Source organism: Vibrio rotiferianus CAIM 577 = LMG 21460 (assembly GCF_002741985.1).
Taxonomy (GTDB): Bacteria; Pseudomonadota; Gammaproteobacteria; order Enterobacterales; family Vibrionaceae; genus Vibrio; species Vibrio rotiferianus.
Window position 1 is genome coordinate 80010 of the sequence record NZ_APHW01000111.1, and the last position, 19192, is coordinate 99201.

12 protein-coding genes and 1 pseudogene are annotated in these 19192 nt (G+C 43.4%); 7 read left to right on the forward strand and 6 right to left on the reverse strand.

The window, feature by feature from the left end; all coding sequences use genetic code 11:
• Nucleotides 1–34 precede the first annotated feature (34 nt).
• Complete coding sequence (locus B853_RS25030) at nt 35–1063, forward strand: GGDEF domain-containing protein (protein WP_010452981.1); 1029 nt, start codon at nt 35–37, stop codon at nt 1061–1063.
• 67 nt (nt 1064–1130) lie between these two features.
• The gene (locus tag B853_RS25035) at nt 1131–1955 is read left to right on the forward strand and encodes a helix-turn-helix transcriptional regulator (RefSeq protein WP_010452983.1); all 825 of its coding nucleotides are present in this window, start codon (nt 1131–1133) and stop codon (nt 1953–1955) included.
• Between the two features lie 54 nt (nt 1956–2009).
• Here the strand turns inward: B853_RS25035 and B853_RS25040 are convergent, their stop codons facing one another.
• Nucleotides 2010–4418: a beta-mannosidase gene (locus B853_RS25040; protein ID WP_038886520.1), complete on the reverse strand. Its 2409-nt coding sequence runs from the start codon at nt 4416–4418 to the stop codon at nt 2010–2012.
• 292 nt (nt 4419–4710) lie between these two features.
• On the opposite strand from B853_RS25040, the pseudogene B853_RS25045 reads away from it, so the two are divergent.
• A pseudogene (locus B853_RS25045) lies at nt 4711–6295 on the forward strand (BCCT family transporter).
• A 106-nt stretch (nt 6296–6401) separates the two neighbouring features.
• On the opposite strand, the gene B853_RS25050 reads toward B853_RS25045, so the two are convergent.
• Nucleotides 6402–8003, reverse strand: a complete 1602-nt coding sequence (locus B853_RS25050; RefSeq protein WP_038886522.1) for a long-chain fatty acid--CoA ligase — start codon at nt 8001–8003, stop codon at nt 6402–6404.
• Between the two features lie 303 nt (nt 8004–8306).
• On the opposite strand from B853_RS25050, the gene B853_RS25055 reads away from it, so the two are divergent.
• Nucleotides 8307–8966, forward strand: coding sequence for an HAD family hydrolase (locus B853_RS25055; RefSeq protein ID WP_038886523.1), 660 nt, complete (start codon nt 8307–8309; stop codon nt 8964–8966).
• A 158-nt stretch (nt 8967–9124) separates the two neighbouring features.
• On the opposite strand, the gene B853_RS25060 is transcribed toward B853_RS25055, so the two are convergent.
• From B853_RS25060 to B853_RS25075, 4 genes are all read right to left on the reverse strand, one after another.
• The gene (locus B853_RS25060) at nt 9125–9979 is read right to left on the reverse strand and encodes a DNAase (RefSeq protein WP_128827051.1); all 855 of its coding nucleotides are present in this window, start codon (nt 9977–9979) and stop codon (nt 9125–9127) included.
• On the reverse strand, nt 9979–11202 hold the full coding sequence (locus tag B853_RS25065; protein WP_038884460.1) for a hypothetical protein: 1224 nt from the start codon (nt 11200–11202) through the stop codon (nt 9979–9981). Before B853_RS25065 ends, B853_RS25060 begins: the two co-directional genes overlap by 1 nt.
• A gap of 176 nt (nt 11203–11378) precedes the next feature.
• Nucleotides 11379–13253: an Lnb N-terminal periplasmic domain-containing protein gene (locus B853_RS25070; RefSeq protein WP_038884458.1), complete on the reverse strand. Its 1875-nt coding sequence runs from the start codon at nt 13251–13253 to the stop codon at nt 11379–11381.
• 74 nt (nt 13254–13327) lie between these two features.
• A complete protein-coding gene (locus B853_RS25075) occupies nt 13328–13810 on the reverse strand; it encodes a DUF3015 family protein (RefSeq protein WP_038884464.1) in 483 nt (160 codons plus the stop codon).
• A 300-nt stretch (nt 13811–14110) separates the two neighbouring features.
• On the opposite strand from B853_RS25075, the gene B853_RS25080 reads away from it, so the two are divergent.
• From B853_RS25080 to B853_RS25090, 3 genes are read left to right on the forward strand one after another with little or no spacing between them, the layout of a single operon-like run.
• A complete protein-coding gene (locus B853_RS25080; RefSeq protein WP_038882837.1) occupies nt 14111–14767 on the forward strand; it encodes a TetR/AcrR family transcriptional regulator in 657 nt (218 codons plus the stop codon).
• Nucleotides 14754–16082 (forward strand): efflux RND transporter periplasmic adaptor subunit, encoded by a 1329-nt coding sequence (locus tag B853_RS25085; RefSeq protein ID WP_038882838.1) that lies wholly within the window; start codon nt 14754–14756, stop codon nt 16080–16082. The genes B853_RS25080 and B853_RS25085 overlap by 14 nt, the downstream gene beginning before the upstream one ends.
• Nucleotides 16079–19180, forward strand: a complete 3102-nt coding sequence (locus tag B853_RS25090; protein WP_038882839.1) for an efflux RND transporter permease subunit — start codon at nt 16079–16081, stop codon at nt 19178–19180. Before B853_RS25085 ends, B853_RS25090 begins: the two co-directional genes overlap by 4 nt.
• Nucleotides 19181–19192 lie beyond the last annotated feature (12 nt).

The following is a 19192-nucleotide window of genomic DNA, read 5'->3' on the forward strand; positions in this document are numbered from 1 at the left end:
TACTTCGCCTTCGTTGCTCCTCAGAGATGTTTGTATGGAAAGAACTTCCTTAGATAGGGTATTTGCGTTTTACTATGTTTGCTTAACGAGCTTGGGGATTGCTGTTACCTTAGTGGTGAGTGTGTACAGGAATGAACCGACTATCACTTACATTCCTTACCTGCTATCGGCATTTATCTGCAGCTTGTATATTTGGTTTGGACAAGCCTTAAACACCTCCCCGAATCAAAAGCTAATCATCATAGCTCTAATTTTTGGCTTCTCGCTTAGCTTCTATGTCTATTATTTTTGGGGCAGCCAACTCGTCTTCTCTTCTTTGTTAACCGTAAATTTGTTGTTTGTCCTGATGGAGCTAGGCTTCATTTGGTCCTTATTCATTTATGGTCTGGCATCACTTATCTATTTTCACATAGACCTATCCGCGATAGTTAAAAATCCATCGAGAGAAATAGATACCTATTCATTTGTTTTTCAATACAGCATGCTATACCTTTTTAACTTCTTCGTGTTTCAGGGGCTCAAAGCCATAGAAAAAGCATTCAACAACTACCGAAGCCAACAAAATGAAGTTCAACAGAGGCTCCTTAGGCTACTAGAGATAGATGAACTCACCGACTGTTTATCTCGATTTAAAGGGAATCAACTTCTCGATCAACAGTTTGAACAAGCGAAGCTACACAATGAGACTTTCGCACTGCTCTATATCGACCTAGACGGCTTTAAACAAATTAATGACTCATATGGGCACGTCTATGGCGATGAAGTTCTTAAAATCACGGCTCATCGTATCTTAGGCCTGTTATCAGACACGCAGTTTGCAATTAGAAACGGAGGGGACGAATTTATTCTCTGCCTACCAAACATAGATAACTTTGAAGAGATAGAACGTTTCAAAGCTCTACTTCTTCAGGTTTGTAGTGCACCCATTTTGCTTGACTTCCACGAAGTTGAAATTGGTCTGAGCATTGGTATTGCGCGTTATCCACACGATGGCGATAACCACCAAAGCTTAATTCATCGTGCCGATGAAATGATGTATCTCACCAAAAAATCAAGAACATAAGGCTTAGGCTCATCAAGGAGCAGCCCCTATAACAAGTACAAATATAATGAGTTCAGGACATAGGTGTATGATCAGTAAATTAGAATTTTCGCATGCTGTGACTGCGATTCGACGAGAGAGGGAAATAACACAAGGACAATTAGCAGATGAACTAGCAAGAAGTTATAGCCTTTTTGAGAGCTTAAATCAGTCGACGCTTAGCCAGTGGGAAAGTGGAAAAGTCACTCCTAGCCTTCTAAAGCGGTTAGCCTTTGCTCATTACCTTGGTGAAAAATATCAATACACTTCAAATGAATATAAACAAGTTAAGGCATCTCAAAGTAAAAACATCTATCTGAGCTTTAAAGACATTGTGTATCAGTACCAAGTTACCGATGTAAAGAGCTGTTTTCTTAGCCAAGTTAGCCCATCAGAGTATGAGCAAATCAATACTGTGCATAAACAGCTCATTACTCCGGGTGGGTTACAAGACACCATCAAACAGTTTAATGCAGAGACAAGTAAAGCTCGTCTTTATTACTGTGAAGGAATGTTAGTTGGGCATCTTATTTACCAAGAGTTAGGCGGGGAGTTTCGAATTCTTAGCTTATGGCAACTAGGCCGCTCGATTTTAAAGTTTCTCGTTCAAGACATTATCCAACTTACCGGGAATGCTATCATTCACCTCCCGGTACATGAACCAGTAATCAAACAACTGTTAATAGATATATTCATTAGAGATTTCTATCACCATAGAAAAGTCACTTTCTTCAAAGCGCCAGCGACAATAATATTTAAAAATCCAATGGTGGAATACTGTTTTGATGGGCTACTCGATTTGGTTCTATATCGATTCCATCAAGTCGGCAATGAGTTCATGCAGCCTAGAATTCGAAACCGTGAATATATTTAAAAATGTATGATAAGGGGCGCGACACTGCGCCCCTTATTTGGTTCTGAATCAACGCTATTGCATTAGATGGTAGACGCGTAGCGATTCCGCCATCATTGCTAAATCTTCACCAAAGAACTCCACGGTGACAGGTTGGTTCGCCAATAGCGTGATGCTTGAGTCGTCAAAGCGTCCAGCTGTATCACATTCAAGATGAACAAAGAACGCTGGCTTATCGGCAACGAGCGTGACTTTATTGGCTTCAATCGTTACTTCAATATTCGCTCTTTCCATTGGCAATGTTTTTAGCTCGTGAGTACTAAACCAAGTGTTGGTGATTCTCTCTTGCCTTACTTGCCCGTCTACGTAGAAGAAACCCGATGCCAACTCAGACGCATCAAACTGCTCATCCAACTGCCAAACAATGGTGTTGCTGTCATTGGAAACGGTGCGCTCTAACGACCAAGTTTGTTTCACTTCACCTTGCCAGTTCACCCAATGCAATTGCGCACTCACATCAACTGATTCTTTGGCGTCATTTAACAAGTGAAGACTCAATTTGCCAGTATGCTCCGAGAACACCAAGTACTGTGGCGCAAAGAAGCGTTTCGCATGGTAATGTAATTGCTTCCAACGGCCGCTGTACTCCAAACTGGACCATGAACTCACTGGCCAGTTATCGTTTAATTGCCAGTACAACATGCCACGACATACTGGAGAGATCGCGCGCCAATGGTCACAAGCGGTTTTGATTGCTATCGCCTGTTGCACTTGACTGAGGTACAACATTTGCTCGAAGCCGGAAGGGAAACGGAAGTAGCGAGTAAACATCTCAGTGATGATGCTGTTACCGCGCGGGTTCTTTTGGTGCTGCTCAAACGTTGGTGAGGTAACATTCCAGTCCTGCTCTGGTACGAACTGTTTTGCTTCAGCAAACGAAGGCCAAGATTGGAAACCAAACTCGGAACAGAATCGTGGATTGATGTTTAGATAAGCATTAAACGATTTTCCTGAGTGCCAAACGTCCCAGAAATGCATGTCGCCTTTACTGTCATCGTGCCACGCATCGCCAAAATCCAGCTCGCCGTTACAAGGCGAGCTTGGCCAAAATCGACGTGAATCGTCTTGCTGACCAATGACTTGTTCGATCATTCGATTCAAACGATCGTAGTTCACCGTGTATTTGACTTTGTTGTGCTTGGATTCGTCGTACCAACCAATTGCACCAATCACTTCGTTGTCACCACACCAAAGCGCAATGGAAGGATGTTCTTTCAAACGCGGGATTTGGAACAGCAGCTCTTGTTCCACGTCTTTTAAGAAATCATCATCAGATGGATACAGCGAGCAAGCGAACATCATGTCTTGCCAGACCAACAGACCCAATTCATCACACAGGTTGTAGAAAATTTCGCTCTCATATTGGCCGCCACCCCAGACTCGAATCATGTTCATATTGGCATCGACAGCACTTTGCAATAACGCACGATAGCGGTTTTCACACTCACGACCCGGCATTGCATCCACCGGAATCCAGTTTGCGCCTTTGGCATTGATTGGTGTGCCGTTGACAACAAACTCCATCGCCGAGCCATGTTCATCAGCTTGGTTGTTTAAGCTCAACTCTCTCAGACCAATCTTGCGTGATAGAGATTGATCACCACAAGATACTGTCATTGGGTAAAGGTAAGCTTCACCATAGCCCGCAGGCCACCAGCGTTTTGGCTCGGTAATATGGAACTGGCAGTGATAGTGACCACTTCCTTCGGTTTGAATCGATTGGCGCTGACCGTCAAATTCAATCGAAATATCATGAGGTTGAGTATCGGTTTCTACTTCAACCAATACATCAACCAGCACACTACCGTCAGCTTGCCATTGTTGCTCTGTAGAGAATGCTTTGAGCCACAAATCGTTCACTACATCAATTTGAATCGGGTCATAAATGCCAGACACCATCAGACAAATGCCCCAGTCCCACCCCGAGTGACATTGGGTTTTGCGAATCAAATTCATGTGCGGGATCTGGTTGTTCCCCATCGCCGAAGGAATAGGGAACGGCAATTTCTTCGCACGTTCTAGCCCTTCTAAATCCACACGGGCAAACTCAACTCGAATCGTATTAGTGCCTTGTTTTAAGTAAGGTTTGATATTAATGCGTTGCTGGGCAAACATGTTGCTGCAAGTTAGTGCTTGCTCACCATTGATATAAAAGGTCGCTAAGGTGTCTACACGGGTGAGCGTCATCCACACTTGTTTGGCAGAAAGTAAGGGGTCGTCAACATCAAACTGACGCGAAATGTGCCAATCACACGTTTCAATCCAGCGAACTTTCGCTTCATTATCAGCAAAATAAGGATTCGGGATGAGCTCTGCTTGTAACAATGCAGACACATTGTCACCGGGCAGAGTCATAGGAATATCGATATCTGGACGATGTGGCGAGGTAAGCTGCCACGTCCCGTTGAGTTCAATTTGAGCCATAGGGTAAGACCTTTAATTTTTATTAGAACAGGTTGGCTCAATGTAATCCTGAGGTGTCCTTACAAAAATAAGGGAAATGTCATTTACGTATGAAATGCGGCGCACTTCACGCAAATAATCTCATTCCATAAATCAGTTATTTACTTTAGAGATCGACAATTAATCGCGCTCTGCGGTTATATTGAGCTTCTCAACGTGCTAGTATCAGCGGCTTTTTGATCATCCTCACACTTTTCGAGCTATTGGTGTGAGGGAAATGCACGGCTTCCGAGCCCTAAAAAGCGAAGTAATTATGTCAAATATGACGAACGCCGCCTCTCATGCTCCTATTCAGGAGGCAGACTATTCTGCGATCCATCCTCCTTCCCTTCTAAAGCGCCTTGAACTCACTAACCCTGTATTCTGGTTAAGTGGTAGCTTCCTCACCGTGTTTGTATTGCTTGCTCTGACGAATACAGACTCTCTGACCGCAATGGTTAACGCAGGCTTCGGGTTTGCGACTCAATACTTCGGTGCCTTCTGGCAAGTATTACTCCTTCTGAATTTCCTTATTGGTTTGGCTATTGCGCTAGGTCGTACGGGTTACGTGCGCTTGGGTGGTTTAGCGAGACCAGATATCGATACCTTTAAATGGTTGTCGATCGTACTTTGTACCCTACTCGCGGGGGGGCGGTGTTTTCTGGGCCGCAGCTGAGCCAATCGCTCACTTTGTTTCTGCGCCACCGCTATACGGTGATGCATCACCAAAAGCTTCTGCAATCAATGCACTTTCTCAGTCTTTCATGCACTGGGGCTTCCTTGCTTGGGCAATCTTAGGCTGTCTTTCTTCTGTGGTTTTGATGCACCTTCACTACGATAAGGGCTTGCCACTTAAACCGCGTACTCTGCTTTACCCTGTATTTGGCGACAAGGCCATTAATGGTTGGATTGGTGATGTAGCAGATGCATGCAGCATCATTGCCGTTGCGGCAGGTACTATTGGCCCTATCGGCTTCCTTGGTTTGCAAATCAGTTACGCATTGAACTCTCTGTTCGGTTTACCTGATACCTTTATCACCCAAAGCATGGTGATTGTGGCTGCAATCCTTATGTACACCTTGTCAGCGCTAAGCGGTGTGAGTAAAGGCATTCAGCTTGTGAGCCGTTACAACATCGTGTTGTCTGTGGCTTTGATTGGATACATATTGTTCTTCGGCCCAACTAGCTTTATTGTTGATGGTTATGTACAGGGTATTGGCCGCATGGTCGATAACTTCTTCCCAATGGCACTATATCGTGGCGACACGGAGTGGCTAAGTTGGTGGACCGTGTTCTTCTGGGGCTGGTTCATTGGTTACGGCCCGATGATGGCAATCTTCATCGCGCGTATCTCACGTGGCCGTACCATCCGTCAGTTGATCCTGTCTATCAGCATCGCTGCGCCTTTAATCACCTGCTTCTGGTTCAGCATTGTTGGCGGCAGTGGTTTGGCATTCGAGCTAGAAAACCCAGGTTTGATTTCATCCGCATTTGAAGGCTTCAACCTGCCTGCGGTTCTGCTTGCTATTACTTCTGAGCTGCCTTTCCCAATGGTGATTTCGGTATTGTTCTTGATCTTGACTACGACCTTCATCGTGACAACCGGTGACTCGATGACGTACACCATCAGTGTGGTAATGACAGGCTCTACTGAACCCAATGCCGTGATTCGCTCATTCTGGGGCTTAATGATGGGTGTCGTGGCTATCGCGCTTATCTCGATGGGCTCAGGCGGTATCTCCGCATTGCAATCTTTCATCGTGATTACTGCCGTGCCCGTGTCTTTCATACTGCTGCCAAGCATTTGGAAAGCGCCGAGCATCGCCAACCACATGGCGAAAGAGCAAGGTTTGGTTTAACTACATAACCCAAGCCCTTCTCTCCAATTAGATAAGAAAACGGCCCCGACAGATAACCTGTGTCGGGGCCGAATATTATGGGTTGGACTCAAACAGCGTCACTACTTTACAGATGAAGTTTACGCAACTCTTTCTTATCCACTTTACCTACACTGGTCTTGGCAATCTCCTCCACCAGCTTCACTTTGAGTAGTAGCGCTTCTCTGGCAAGAATACCTTTCGTGATAAAGTCTTTCGCAAAGCCTAACAACTCTTTCTCTGTCACTTCAGCATCTTCTTTCAACGTCACCAACGCTAGTGGCACCTCGCCCCATTTATCGTGTGGCATACCTATGACTGCAACTTCGGAAACCGCTTGGTGTTGATGCAGAATGTCTTCTAGTTCTAGAGAGCTTACCCACTCACCAGAAATCTTAATCATGTCTTTTACACGGTCAGTGATCTTGATAAAACCTTCATCGTCGATATGCGCGACATCGCCCGTATGCAGATAGCCCCCACGCCAAAGCGCTTTAGAGTTCTTGTTGTCCTTGTAATAGTTCGGCGTTAGCCAAGGTGCACGAACAACAATTTCCCCTGCAGTTTCACCGTCGTGAGGAAGTTTGTTCATTTCATCATCGACAATATGAGCTTCTACCATCGCGACTTTCTTACCGGTTTTCGAGCGATATTCCGCTTGCTGATCGAGGTCGAGTTCAAGCTGCTCTGGAGTCAATTGAACAATAGACAAAATGGGTCCTGTTTCGCTCATGCCGTAACCCGCAAACACATCAATATCGCGCTCGAGTGCCGATTTACACAATGCTTTTGGCAGGGCAGCCCCACCAATCACAACTTTCCAACCCGAGAAATCAATAGACTTGGATTTTGGCGAGCTCAACAGCAGATGCAGGATGGTTGGCACACAGTGCGAGAATGTCACCTTCTCCTGCTCAATCAAGTTAAGCAGAACATCAGGTACATACTTGCCAGGGTAGACCTGCTTAACGCCAAGCATGGTCGCCATGTAAGGAAGTCCCCAGGCGTGCACGTGGAACATCGGCGTAATCGGCATATAAATATCGCCTTGATGCAATCGACCTTGCGACGCATTGGTGCCGATTGTGCTCAGTATGCCAAGTGTATGCAGAACTAGCTGGCGATGAGTAAAGAACACACCTTTCGGGAAGCCTGTCGTTCCCGTTGTATAGAAGGTCGTGGCCACGGTGTTTTCATCAAAATCTGGGAAGTTGTATTCGGTGCTTTCTTGCTCCAGAAGGCGCTCGTATTCACATTCATCGTTATCGCGCAAAACCACGTAACGCGTGACCGTGTCAATGCGGCCTTTGATCTGATCTAGAATTGGCAGAAACTCTTCGTTGATCAGGATAATATCGTCTTCTGCATGGTCGATGGTGTAGAGGATCTGCTCTGGAGACAAGCGCACGTTGATCATGTGCAGCTTGGCACCAATCATTGGGATGGCAAAGTAACATTCCAGATAACGGTGCGAGTCATAATCCATTACCGCAACCGTATCACCTTTCTTCACACCCATTTTGGTCAGCGCGTTAGCAAACTGTTTCACACGGTCATGAAACGTTTTGTAGCTGTGACGACGGTGGTTCGCATAGACGATTTCTTGCTTGGGGTTGAAAGCAACTGGGGAAAACAGCAAGTTTTTAATTAACAACTGATAATTGGATGGATCATTTACATACTGGTTCATATCGGGGTTTCTTTTTGTATTTTTCTTAACGTTCGCTTTGCGAGTGACTCTATTATCGCTCAAAAGCGTTACTGTATTCAGTACACAAGAATGAGATTAGATTCGAAAGTTCTATTGTAGCTCTCTAACCCCAACTCAGAAATGCTTCACCCCTAATCATTGAAACTAAGTTTTGTGATAGTCCGAGAAAATGCAACGAAACCGTCACAGTTTATCGTTAGCATACCTCACACACTCATAAGCCTCGCTCTATACTGAGCAACAAGTTACATCGACCTCAACCCAAACTGTGAGAAGCCAAATATGTCCAAGCCTTTGTATGTTTTTGATATGGATGAGACCTTAATCAACGCTGATTGTGCAATGATTTGGAATGAATTTTTGGTCGAGAAAGGCATCGCAACTGAGCCTAACTTTATTGAGGAAGATCTGCGCCTAATGGGCTTGTACGCCGAAGGCAAAATGGACATGGAAGATTACCTCACGTTCTCCATCAAGCCGCTAGAAAACATGCCTATTGAACAGGTAAACGCCTTGGTAGAAGAGTGCGTTGAAAACCATATTCTGGCTAAACAGTTCCCTCAAGCCAAGACACTGATTGAACAACTGTCTGGTGATGAGATAGATATGGTCATCATCTCGGCCAGCGTCACTTTTTTGGTAGAAGCGGTTGGTCAACGCATCGGTATTCCTAACGCTCTCGGGATTGACTTAGTAGTGGCTGATAACCGTTATAGCGCAGAAATCGACGGAATCCCTAGTTACCGAGAAGGCAAAGTAACGCGCTTAAAACAGTGGTTAGAAACTCAGCCTGACAACTACTCAGAAATCCATTTCTACACGGATTCGGTCAACGACTTACCACTGTGCGAGTATGCGGATTACGCTTACCTGGTTAATCCATGCCTTCGCCTGAAAGAGCACGCTGATAGACCGAATTGGCGAGTGTTGAGCTGGGGTTAATATGTCAAAAGACTGTTGCTCGTGCTAAATAATACCATAGTATTTATTTAACACTTGATTTGTGAAATTTCACAACAACTAAACACAAAATTAGCATTGAGGCTAAATATAATTAACCCAAGCAGTATATGTTTAAAGTTATCAGTAGTGAATATAAATTAATTTTTAATTATCTCACTATTTTCAAATACAATTTTCAACTTATCTTCAGAACAAGATTCAATAAAACCAGAGATTTCAAGCTTCTCTAGAAAGTCTTTTTCAAAACCATTATCTGATTGATTGATCCAATCTAACAATTTTCTTTTTGAAAGACTACCTTCAGAAATATATATGAATTCTATACTTAAAAAATAACCATCCCTAATTGGAGTATTATAAGACCTCATATATCTCAGCTTTCTTTCAAGATCACCTTCTGAGTATTTAGAGTAAGTATGCTGACCTATATTTACAAGTTCACATTTAATCGGAGGAAATCCTCTTAGTAGTCTTACTAATAAATAATCGTCTCTTTTTTTCTTAAAATCTATATCTTTTGGATTATTTCCCCATCGACTATTGGCATAATCTATAGCTTCACTCATAATCGATGTATGCTTGCCCCTCAATGAAGTTTCACTTGGACTGGGATCATGATAATAGTTTATGTAGTTCTTTTCCAATTCTTCAGATAAAATTTCTATATTTTCTACGTTATTATCAAAGTTTTTAATCTTTAGTCTAATAAAAACGCCTTCATTTGTTAGATTGCTTATTATAAATTTAGGAAAAATGTTACCAAATGAAAAGTAAAAATAAGCAATTTGAACTAATTTCTCGTGCTCTTCTATAGATAAAACCTTAGGAAAATTAGATAAAATAAAAGAGTTATAAAATATCTCATATTCTTTAACATTACTCGGGCATTCAAATGAAACTACCATATCGTCAATGCTAAAGTGTATTGGTAGAGATTTAGAAAAATCAGGTTTACCCCGAAATCCATCCTTGAGCAACTGATAAAAACTCATTAAACGCTCCGAATTTTCATATATTCATTGACACATTTTAACCTTTTTAAGGTATTTTTGTTTCCAGACATTATTAACTGCTTTCGGTAAGATTCAACACCAAAGTAAGGCAACGTATGAGGACTTTCTGTAATCTCCCCATTCATAACTAACCCTAGAAACTTACAACACCTTACCAAACTACTACATGTCAATTTATTCTCTCTTGCAGCAATATTTGGGACGATATCAAATGGATTTGTACGTGTTTTAGCGCTGTTGATTCTTAAGCCTATACGCTCCGCGTTTCGTCCCAACGTCTTGGTATTTGTTCCTCCAGCATGAACAACAAGCTCTTGATTGCTTAGCTTCAAACTAGGATTGTTTTTCCTCACATGAACCAACGCTGAGTTGAATATAATCGCACCTTGACTATGTACAGTCCACTTTACTGGTTGACCATTTTTAGCACACTGTTTCATCACTGCTGCAAGATGTTGTGCATTATGGGAAGTTTTCCAAGTCTTATCGAATGTACACTCTATAAGATCTAGTTTAGAGCCATCAGTAGGGTTGTGAAAGAGTGTATACTCTCTAGGGTTATCTTCGTTATAGGCGACTTGAGTATGAATCCCCATTAATCTGGCAGCTTTATCATATTGGTTGAGCATTCCATTTACAGTGGCATGTAGAGTATTTATGTTTTGAGTAAACCTCGAACCCGCGCTATCCCACTCAGCCATAAGTGCTTCAGCCTCATTTACGTTTTGAGTTCCGTCATATTTCCCATTTGCACCGAATTTCTTCTGAACGTGGTACATTTGAGTTCTTTGCTTTGAATGCACACTAACGTTTGCCCCATGCAACGTTTCATCGAACGCAATATCATGAATAACAACCTTTCCATCCTTTAGGACGCACGTTATTAGATAGTGGTAGTTTTTGAATGGATAGGTCGTACGAAAAATCCTTAGCAATGGATTTCGCTTGTGTCTAACAACAGATTTAGCGTTTGGATTGGCTGAGACAAAATATATTTCTTTTACTACTTGCTTTTGATCATACTCGTTTAGAGAGGAGAGCATAACAAGTGTCTGTCTCGAGATATTTATCTTTTTTGTATTAAATAACGAAACAGGGAAACTAATTCTTTTACTAAGAAACTTTTCCAGTTCGTTAGCTGATTTATTATTTACTGTTATGTAATCGAAGCCATCTTTTCTTTCTATAAATTCCCAAGTCATTTTGTTATCTCATGAATACGATAATACAGAATGGTAATTGATATAGAGTCGAATTAGAGTTTTCTAAATGGTGATAGTGTTATTTCTTCGGTTTACTATAATAAAGTAGACTAATGATAGACAAATCAGTTTCATTATAACTCAACTGAGGTTGTATTTTTAAATACTCACTTCTATCAAAAGTAGTGAGTATAACTCATGCTAAGTTCACTGCCCTTATTATGCTTAACATTTAATCTCAAATCCCAGTCCATTGCATTCCCTAACCTGCTTTCCCAATCTATCAATAATTTCTGTTTTGAATCAGCCCCTAAACTGGAAGCAGGCATCAACTTCAAATGTGTTTTCCAATATTCACTAGCGGTATACAACGCACCAAAGGTTATGTTTAGCTCTGAGTCTTTATAGTTTGATAGGTCGACATTCACTCCTGGCATGGCGTAAAAAGAAATGGCGCCATTGAGTTTGGCTGCCTTTCCTAGCGAGCCAAACCAACGAGCACGCTCGCAGTCATTGCAACTTAAGTCTTTCTGTTCAATCGTGAAACGCGTACTCCATGCAAATTGACTGTCTTCAAACAAGTCAACTTGTCGGATATTCAATGTCGAAACATTGAATACATCAAATTTATCTAACCAAATGTCTTGATTCGAAAACCTTACATTTCCATCAAAAAATGTGGCATTTGAATCATTAAAACGAGAAGTCTCGAGATAAAGATAATCGTAATATGCGGCCCTAAAATTGAGTTGACCAAATCCACCCAATTCTGAGTTGTAGCCTGTAGATAAACCTATTTTCATCGGGTTTTGTGCGAGATGTGGCGGTGCAGATTTGGACATTTCCCATTCCAAATCTAAAGCTGGCAGTTTAAGCCTTTCTTGCATCAGCTTAACTTTTCGACTTTTGGCAAGATTCGCTTCACTTTCACTGCCATCAACTATCGTTAGCTCATAATAGTCAAACATCACGTTTAGCACTCGGCTCTTCTCATAAGATGAGAGCTGGGCGTATGAATTGTTAGCAAAGAGCACTTTATCAATCGTCAAACTTTTAGCAGCTTCTTGCTCACGCCCCGTGAGTGCTAAATATTTATCTTTAATGCGAGAGTACTTCGACTCTCTTTTGTCGATCGATTTCACTAAAGGTTGGTTGTTATGTTGCTTATTTGGCAGCGCCTTGAAGATATCTAGAGGCATGTCCCAAGGTTGAACATTTTTGAGTAAAGGTTCTTCCAGAACAATGCTAATGAAACTAGCCATATAAGTCGCGCAGTTCCCATCTAAGAAGTAATAGCGAAACTCTTTGCCTTGCAACTCCCAAAGGTGAGATTCCAGTAATTTGAGCTCATCTTCCGTTAGGTTTAGTTCATATTCCCAAAGCTCACGCTGCTCTCCTTCAGCATACCCAAACTCATACCGATAATAATCCTCTTGGCTAAAACTCGCACTGTAGCCTCCCAAAAGTCCATAGGTCACATACTTGATTGGATTGTCTCTATGCCCCGTATTTGCACCAAAGTTAACGCTACTATCGAGTAGAGGTGTTTTTGAGCTGTAATATTGTCCTTCTTTGTTCAACTTCATCAATAAATGACCAAAGAAAGACGCAGGGTTTCCCATATACCCCGTCACAAAAATCAAGCTAATCGAATCTAGTTGATTCTCTTCCTGCCAACCTTCGAGCTTTTCGCAGCGCACTTTTGGCGCAGAGAATTGAGTTCCTAATTGCTTTTTCAACCATAGATATCGTGCAGGGAAACGGCATTGAGCAAGCTCCTGATTTGTTCGATTGGCGTCGTTTTCAAATTCTCCTAATGTTGCAAGCAACTCCGCTTTTGGGTTCACGCGACCTTCAGGCGCAAAGAAAAACGCATCCGACTCAATCAAACTTTCGCCCCTTTGAAAGTGTAGGAGCTTTAACCATTGAGGGTGGTTTCCTAGCTGTTCGACAATTGCAGCCTTTTGGCTATCGATAGGTGAAGCGCTAGCGTTAACAGGGAGAAAAGCAACAAAAGATAAGTAGGCAATAGATGACAAAGGTTTGAGCATGGGGTCTAGTAAACTGCAATTATAAAAAGAAAAGGAGCGCTTTCGTGGCGCTCCTTTAAAAAAGAAAGTAAACGCTATGCAACGTTACATTGATTTGCAAACTGGCTAACTTCTTTCACTACAACGTTGTAGTAGTTTTGCGCTTTCTCAGTTTGAGTAGAGCCTACATAGTTTGCATCTTGAATCATTTTGCCGAAATCCTGACGAATTCCATTAACGATTTCTGGGCGTACTGAGTTATCACACTCAAAGATATCTAGCATCGCCATCATATGTTCACCACTTCCCTGAACTGTATCCTGCTCGATTAGCGGGTAAGTATCATTAATAAATTTTGCTGCAGCCCAAAATGGGCCAGCACAGATTTCAGGCGTAGAAACATGTGAAGTCGTCGCCGTCGTTCCTAAATCCCAAACAATGTTGGTTGTTAGTGCAGGAAATCCTTTCAGAGTTGGGCCTGCAATCCAGTGACCTATACCACAGTCTTTCCAGAGGTTTGAAGCAAGAGAGGGCGTTGCGAATGCAATTAATACCACTGCAAGAAAAATTTTCTTCATATTATCCACTACCGTATGATTTTTATAAAAAATTTTGAGTAATGAACTCTATTGAATCAATAAGATACAGTCAATTTATTTGTACAACGAATAACATATTCAGTGATATATGTGACAACAAGCCCCAAATACACTCCTAATTGCAAGTAATCTCATATAGAAAGTATCAGTCGTAATGTATCGTTTACTTTCTTAGAAAAAAATTAATCACTTGATTAAATACTGATTAATTTTTCGTATGTCGCATGAGAAATCAGCGTCTTATAATTAATCAAATGTTGAATATCTTGAGAGAAGATTGTGACGGAAGCTCATCGCAGGGCGGGAAGACCTACAGACAAAATCGATGCGCGGGAAAAACTCATTTTCCATGCGCGCGAACTCTTCACCATTATGGCTTATGACAAGGTGTCAACTCGCCTAGTCGCACAGAAAGCTGGCGTGAATGTAGCGATGATTCGCTACTACTTCGGCAACAAAGAAGGCTTGTTTGAGACCATGTTGCGCGAAACCCTGTCGCCAATGCAAAAACAGATGCAAGCACTGGTAGCTGACAGCAACGAGCGAAACTTCTTCGATTTAATGCGTACTTACTACCGCGAAATGATCAAGGTGCCACAGTTTCCACGCTTGATTGCCCAAGTCATGCACATGCCCCCCTCCGAGACTCAACGCAAATTACTCGAGAAAGTCTTCGCTGATATCAGCCAGCCAATGCAAGGCGTTCTCTTTGATAAGTTGGTCGAAAGCGGCGTTTTACGAAAAGACGCAGACCCTCAACTTTGTCGCGTCTCTTATATCAGCTTAATGGTATTTCCTTTTATGGCACCACCTGCACTCCTAGCCATTCACGGTATCGAACTCTCAGAAGCCTTCTTGAACCGATTATTCGAACACAACATACAACTGATGAAACATGGATTTTTAGACTCGGGCGACCAATATGAAAATGAATAAAAAATTGCTTTTCTTTCCTGCCCTTGCTGTTGGGGTCGTCATTCTGTTTTTGGCTATTAGCCTTAAGCCTGACTTGCCCGTAAAACCAGCGAGTGATCGTGCAAGATTGGTTGAAACCATCCCACTGGAACTTAAAGCCATTGCTCCTATCGCTATCGGTTTTGGCAAAATTGCACCGAAAGTCGAGTGGAAAGCGATAGCAGAAGTATCCGGCAAGGTAGTTTACCGCTACCCGCAACTGGAAAAAGGACAAGTGCTGCAAGCAGGAACGGAAATCTTGCGCATCGATCCACTCGATTACGAGTTAAAACTGGTTCAAGCTCAAGCTGACCTCAAGTCTGCACAAACCTCTCTGGCTAAGCTGAACCAAGAAGAAGCGAATCTCAAAAGTACACTAAAAATAGAGGCTAATCGTCTTGTTATCGCCAATAAAGAGTTGGAACGAAAACAAAACCTACGCAAGAAAGGCCTAACCTCCCAATCGGATGTGGACCAACAAGAACAAAGCGCACTCTCTCAACGCAAGGTAGTACTGGATATTGAAAACCAAATCGGATTAATGCCAGACGAAAAGCGTGTCGCAGAAGCCTTAGTGAAGGTCAATGCTTCAAAAGTGGATGAAGCGAAACGTTCGCTTGATAAAACCATTATCACCCTTCCTTACGACTTGCGTATTGCAGAAGTTGAAATTGAACAAAACCAAGTAGTTAACCTACAACAGACCATGGTAACCGGGCATGGTATTGATGTCATGGAAGTGGAAGCTCAACTGTCCATTCATGACATGCAAACTTTGGCGGCGAGTATCGGTGAGTTTGTTCGTGATGAATCTGGTATTCCACAACCTGATATGAATGCGATTCATGCCAACATTGAACTCAACAGCGGTAATCTTTCTGCAAGCTGGTCTGCTAAAGTTGCGCGCATCAGTGAAACCGTCGATCCAAGCCAAGCAACTGCTGGTGTGATTCTAGAGATTGAACAAGACTACCGTGCACTGAACCCAACCTCTGTTCCCCCATTGGTTAACGGCATGTTTGTTCGAGCCTTAATTGAGGGACAAGAAAACCCGAGTTGGGTCATACCGGAGCGTGCGCTTCATGGCGATAAGATTTACCTGATGGGCGATGATAATCGTCTGCAAGTCATGACGGTTGAAGTGCTATACCGCCGCAATAACCAAGTGGTGATTGATGGTGAACTTGAGCAAGGCCAGAAGCTGATCATCAACGATTTGCTACCTGCGATTAACGGCATGCTGTTGAAAGAATCACCTGAACATTCAGAAGCCACTATTGAGGAGTCTGATTCATGATCCGATTCTTCGCCAAGCACCCTACAGCAGCCAATTTGCTAATGCTAACGCTGCTGATATTGGGGATTTCTTCACTTTCCACGATTAAGCGTGAAACCTTTCCTGAGTTTGATCCGCCCTACATCCTAGCTGGTGTGGTATACCCTGGCGCTTCCCCTCAAGAAGTCGAAGAAAGCATCTGTGTCCGAATGGAAGATGCTGTTGATGGACTTGCCAACATTGAAGAAACTCAGTGTGAAGCAATTGAGGGCTCAGCACGTCTTATCTTAAAACTGAATGAAGAAGCCGACATCGGCCGTATGCTGGTCGACGTTCAAACGCAGATCAACTCGATAAACGATTTCCCACAAGAAATTGAGTCTCCGGTGGTTCAAGAGCTCGACTGGAATGAGCCTGTTGTGGATGTCGCCATCACCGCAGATACCACATGGCCGGAGTTAAAAGCGTATGCTGAACAGCTTAAGCGCACGTTAAAGCTCGACTATGATGTATCTTTAGTCGATGTTGCCGGTTTCTCAGACCACCAATTCAGAGTAGAGTTAGATACCCAAGCCATTCGCCAACTTGGCTTGAGTGTTGGTGATATAGCGGAACAAATTGGTCGTCAAAACGTCAAGTTACCAAGTGGTAATGTTGAAACGCCAGATAAGAACTTTCTGATCCGCTTTGACGAGCGCCGTGTGACGCCAGAGGAACTTGAGACCATCGTCGTGGGCTCTGGTCCAAATGGCTCGATCATCCGCTTAAGAGACATTGCGACGATTACCGATCGATTTGAATTGGACGAACAAAAAGTCCTCTTCGATGGCCACCCGTCTGCCCTACTAAAAGTCAGCAAAAACAAAGAAGACGATGCACTGCGCATTAAAGAACGTGTTGCTCAATTTGTCGAAGAACAACAAGCCATCGCGCCAGACGGTGTGATGCTACAAATGACCAATGACCTTTCATCCGTGCTTTGGGATCGCCTGACCATGATGGTCAAAAACGGTTGGCAGGGTATCATTTTGGTCTTCGCCACCATGTGGTTGTTCTTTAGTTTTCGCTACTCTTTTTGGGTCGCGGCTGGTTTGCCTGTTGCCTTCTTGGGTGGGTTATTTTTGATGGCGCAACTTGGCCTATCCATCAACATCATGTCTTTGGTTGGGTTACTCATGGCCATCGGTATCATGATGGATGATGCCATCGTTATTGCCGAATCGATTGCCGCTCACCTCGACCGAGGAGAAGAGATCGATGATGCCGTGATTAAAGGGGTGAAAAAGGTACTGCCGGGGGTTATCTCTTCCTTTTTAACTACGGTGTGTATTTTCGGTAGCTTGTTATTCTTGCAAGGTGAAATGGGGGCGGTACTTAAAGCGGTTCCTCAAGTTCTGATCCTCGTATTGAGTTTAAGTTTGGTGGAAGCCTTCTTGATCTTACCTAACCACCTTTCTCACTCACTGCATAAGCAAAAACAAGAGAAGACGACACCAAAGTTCAAACAAAAGCTGCTCGCTTCTTTTGAAAACTTCCGCAACACCACATTGGTCAATTCGGTAGATAAAGTAGTTGAATATCGCTATGCCTTTATGGGAGGTGTAATTACCTTGCTTCTTATCTCCGCCGCAACGTTAGTAGGTGGTTTGCTCAAGTTCCAACCTTTCCCTGAGTTGGATGGCGACATTGCAGAAGCGCGCATTATTCTTCCTCCGGGTTCTTCTCTATCTCAAACGGAAGCTGTCGTCGATAAGATCGTCGCTTCCGCTCAAAAGCTAGATAAAGAATGGACAGAGAAAGTGGAAGACGGCAACCCATTGGTTCTACATATCACCAGTCAATTTAACGCTAACGCCGACGCAAATGAGTCCGGTCCTCATATTGCCACGGTACGTCTGGATTTGCTTGGCGCAGAGAGTCGTAACACACTCATCGATGAATTTATCGATGCATGGCGCGAAGACATTGGTGAACTTGCCGATCCTATCTCGTTGGTATTTAAACAACCGACCATGGGCCCGGGTGGACGAGCTATTGAAATTCGAGCGAAGCATGATGATCTGGATGCGCTCAAAGCAGCCTCTATCGACATTCAGCAATACTTGAATGAGTTTGACGGTGTGCATGGCGTGTTGGATGACATGCGTATGGGTAAAGAAGAAGTCTTGGTTAAACTGCGTCCGGGGGCGGAAGCTTATGGGATTAACGGCCAGCTCATCGCCAATCAATTGCGTGCGGCTTTCTTTGGCCAAACCGCAGACGAGATCCAAGTTGGGGTAGAAAACATTTCCATCGAAGTTCGCCTCGATAAAGCACAAGCGGGTGACTTACAGCAATTGGCAAACTTCCCAATTATCTTGTCCGATGGCAGTCAAATTCCACTCGCAACCATTGCGACTTTGGATTTCCAACGTAACTACGTAAGAATCCAGCGCATTGATGGCTTGCGCACTGTGAGCGTATTCGGTGATATCGACAACACAAAAGCCAACTCGACCGCCATCATTCGTCAGTTCCAACAGGATGAAGCGCCAAAGCTTATGCAAAAGTATCCTGGCCTTCGCTTTGATTTTGAAGGCGAAGCCAAAGACACCGCCGAAACTGGCGCATCAATGGGTAAAGGCTTCTTACTTGGTTTGTTTGGCGTGTTTGCGATTCTGAGTTACCAATTCCGCAGCTACCTAGAACCATTCGTGGTGATGCTCGCAATCCCGCTTGCCTTTATTGGCGTAGTGTGGGGACACATTCTGCTTGGCCACTCTTTGAGCATGCCGAGTATGATGGGCTTTGTGTCATTGGCAGGAATTGTGGTGAACGATTCAATTCTGTTGGTTCAGTACATACGCCACCATGTAGATGAAGGGGATAATGTGCATGACTCAGTAGTCAAAGCAAGTCGAGAGCGTTTTCGCGCCGTATTCCTTACATCGATGACTACTGCAGCTGGTTTGCTCCCATTACTCACCGAAACCAGTTTGCAGGCACAGGTTATCCAACCTCTGGTGATCTCCATCGTGTTTGGTATCTTTGCTTCTACTCTGTTAGTTCTGTTTATGATCCCAGCGGCGTATGCCATTTTGGCCGACTTCGGATTAGTCCATAAACACGAAGAAATCTAAAACGGCTGATAA

What these genes read in the sequence shown, in the direction of transcription:
- B853_RS25030 (WP_010452981.1), top strand. Translation starts at nt 35, where the DNA reads ATGGAAAGAACTTCCTTAGATAGGGTATTTGCGTTTTACTATGTTTGC.
- B853_RS25070 (WP_038884458.1), bottom strand. Translation starts at nt 13,253, where the DNA reads ATGCTCAAACCTTTGTCATCTATTGCCTACTTATCTTTTGTTGCTTTT.
- B853_RS25085 (WP_038882838.1), top strand. Translation starts at nt 14,754, where the DNA reads ATGAAAATGAATAAAAAATTGCTTTTCTTTCCTGCCCTTGCTGTTGGG.
- B853_RS25055 (WP_038886523.1), top strand. Translation starts at nt 8,307, where the DNA reads ATGTCCAAGCCTTTGTATGTTTTTGATATGGATGAGACCTTAATCAAC.
- B853_RS25040 (WP_038886520.1), bottom strand. Translation starts at nt 4,418, where the DNA reads ATGGCTCAAATTGAACTCAACGGGACGTGGCAGCTTACCTCGCCACAT.
- B853_RS25065 (WP_038884460.1), bottom strand. Translation starts at nt 11,202, where the DNA reads ATGACTTGGGAATTTATAGAAAGAAAAGATGGCTTCGATTACATAACA.
- B853_RS25060 (WP_128827051.1), bottom strand. Translation starts at nt 9,979, where the DNA reads ATGAGTTTTTATCAGTTGCTCAAGGATGGATTTCGGGGTAAACCTGAT.
- B853_RS25050 (WP_038886522.1), bottom strand. Translation starts at nt 8,003, where the DNA reads ATGAACCAGTATGTAAATGATCCATCCAATTATCAGTTGTTAATTAAA.
- B853_RS25090 (WP_038882839.1), top strand. Translation starts at nt 16,079, where the DNA reads ATGATCCGATTCTTCGCCAAGCACCCTACAGCAGCCAATTTGCTAATG.
- B853_RS25075 (WP_038884464.1), bottom strand. Translation starts at nt 13,810, where the DNA reads ATGAAGAAAATTTTTCTTGCAGTGGTATTAATTGCATTCGCAACGCCC.
- B853_RS25035 (WP_010452983.1), top strand. Translation starts at nt 1,131, where the DNA reads ATGATCAGTAAATTAGAATTTTCGCATGCTGTGACTGCGATTCGACGA.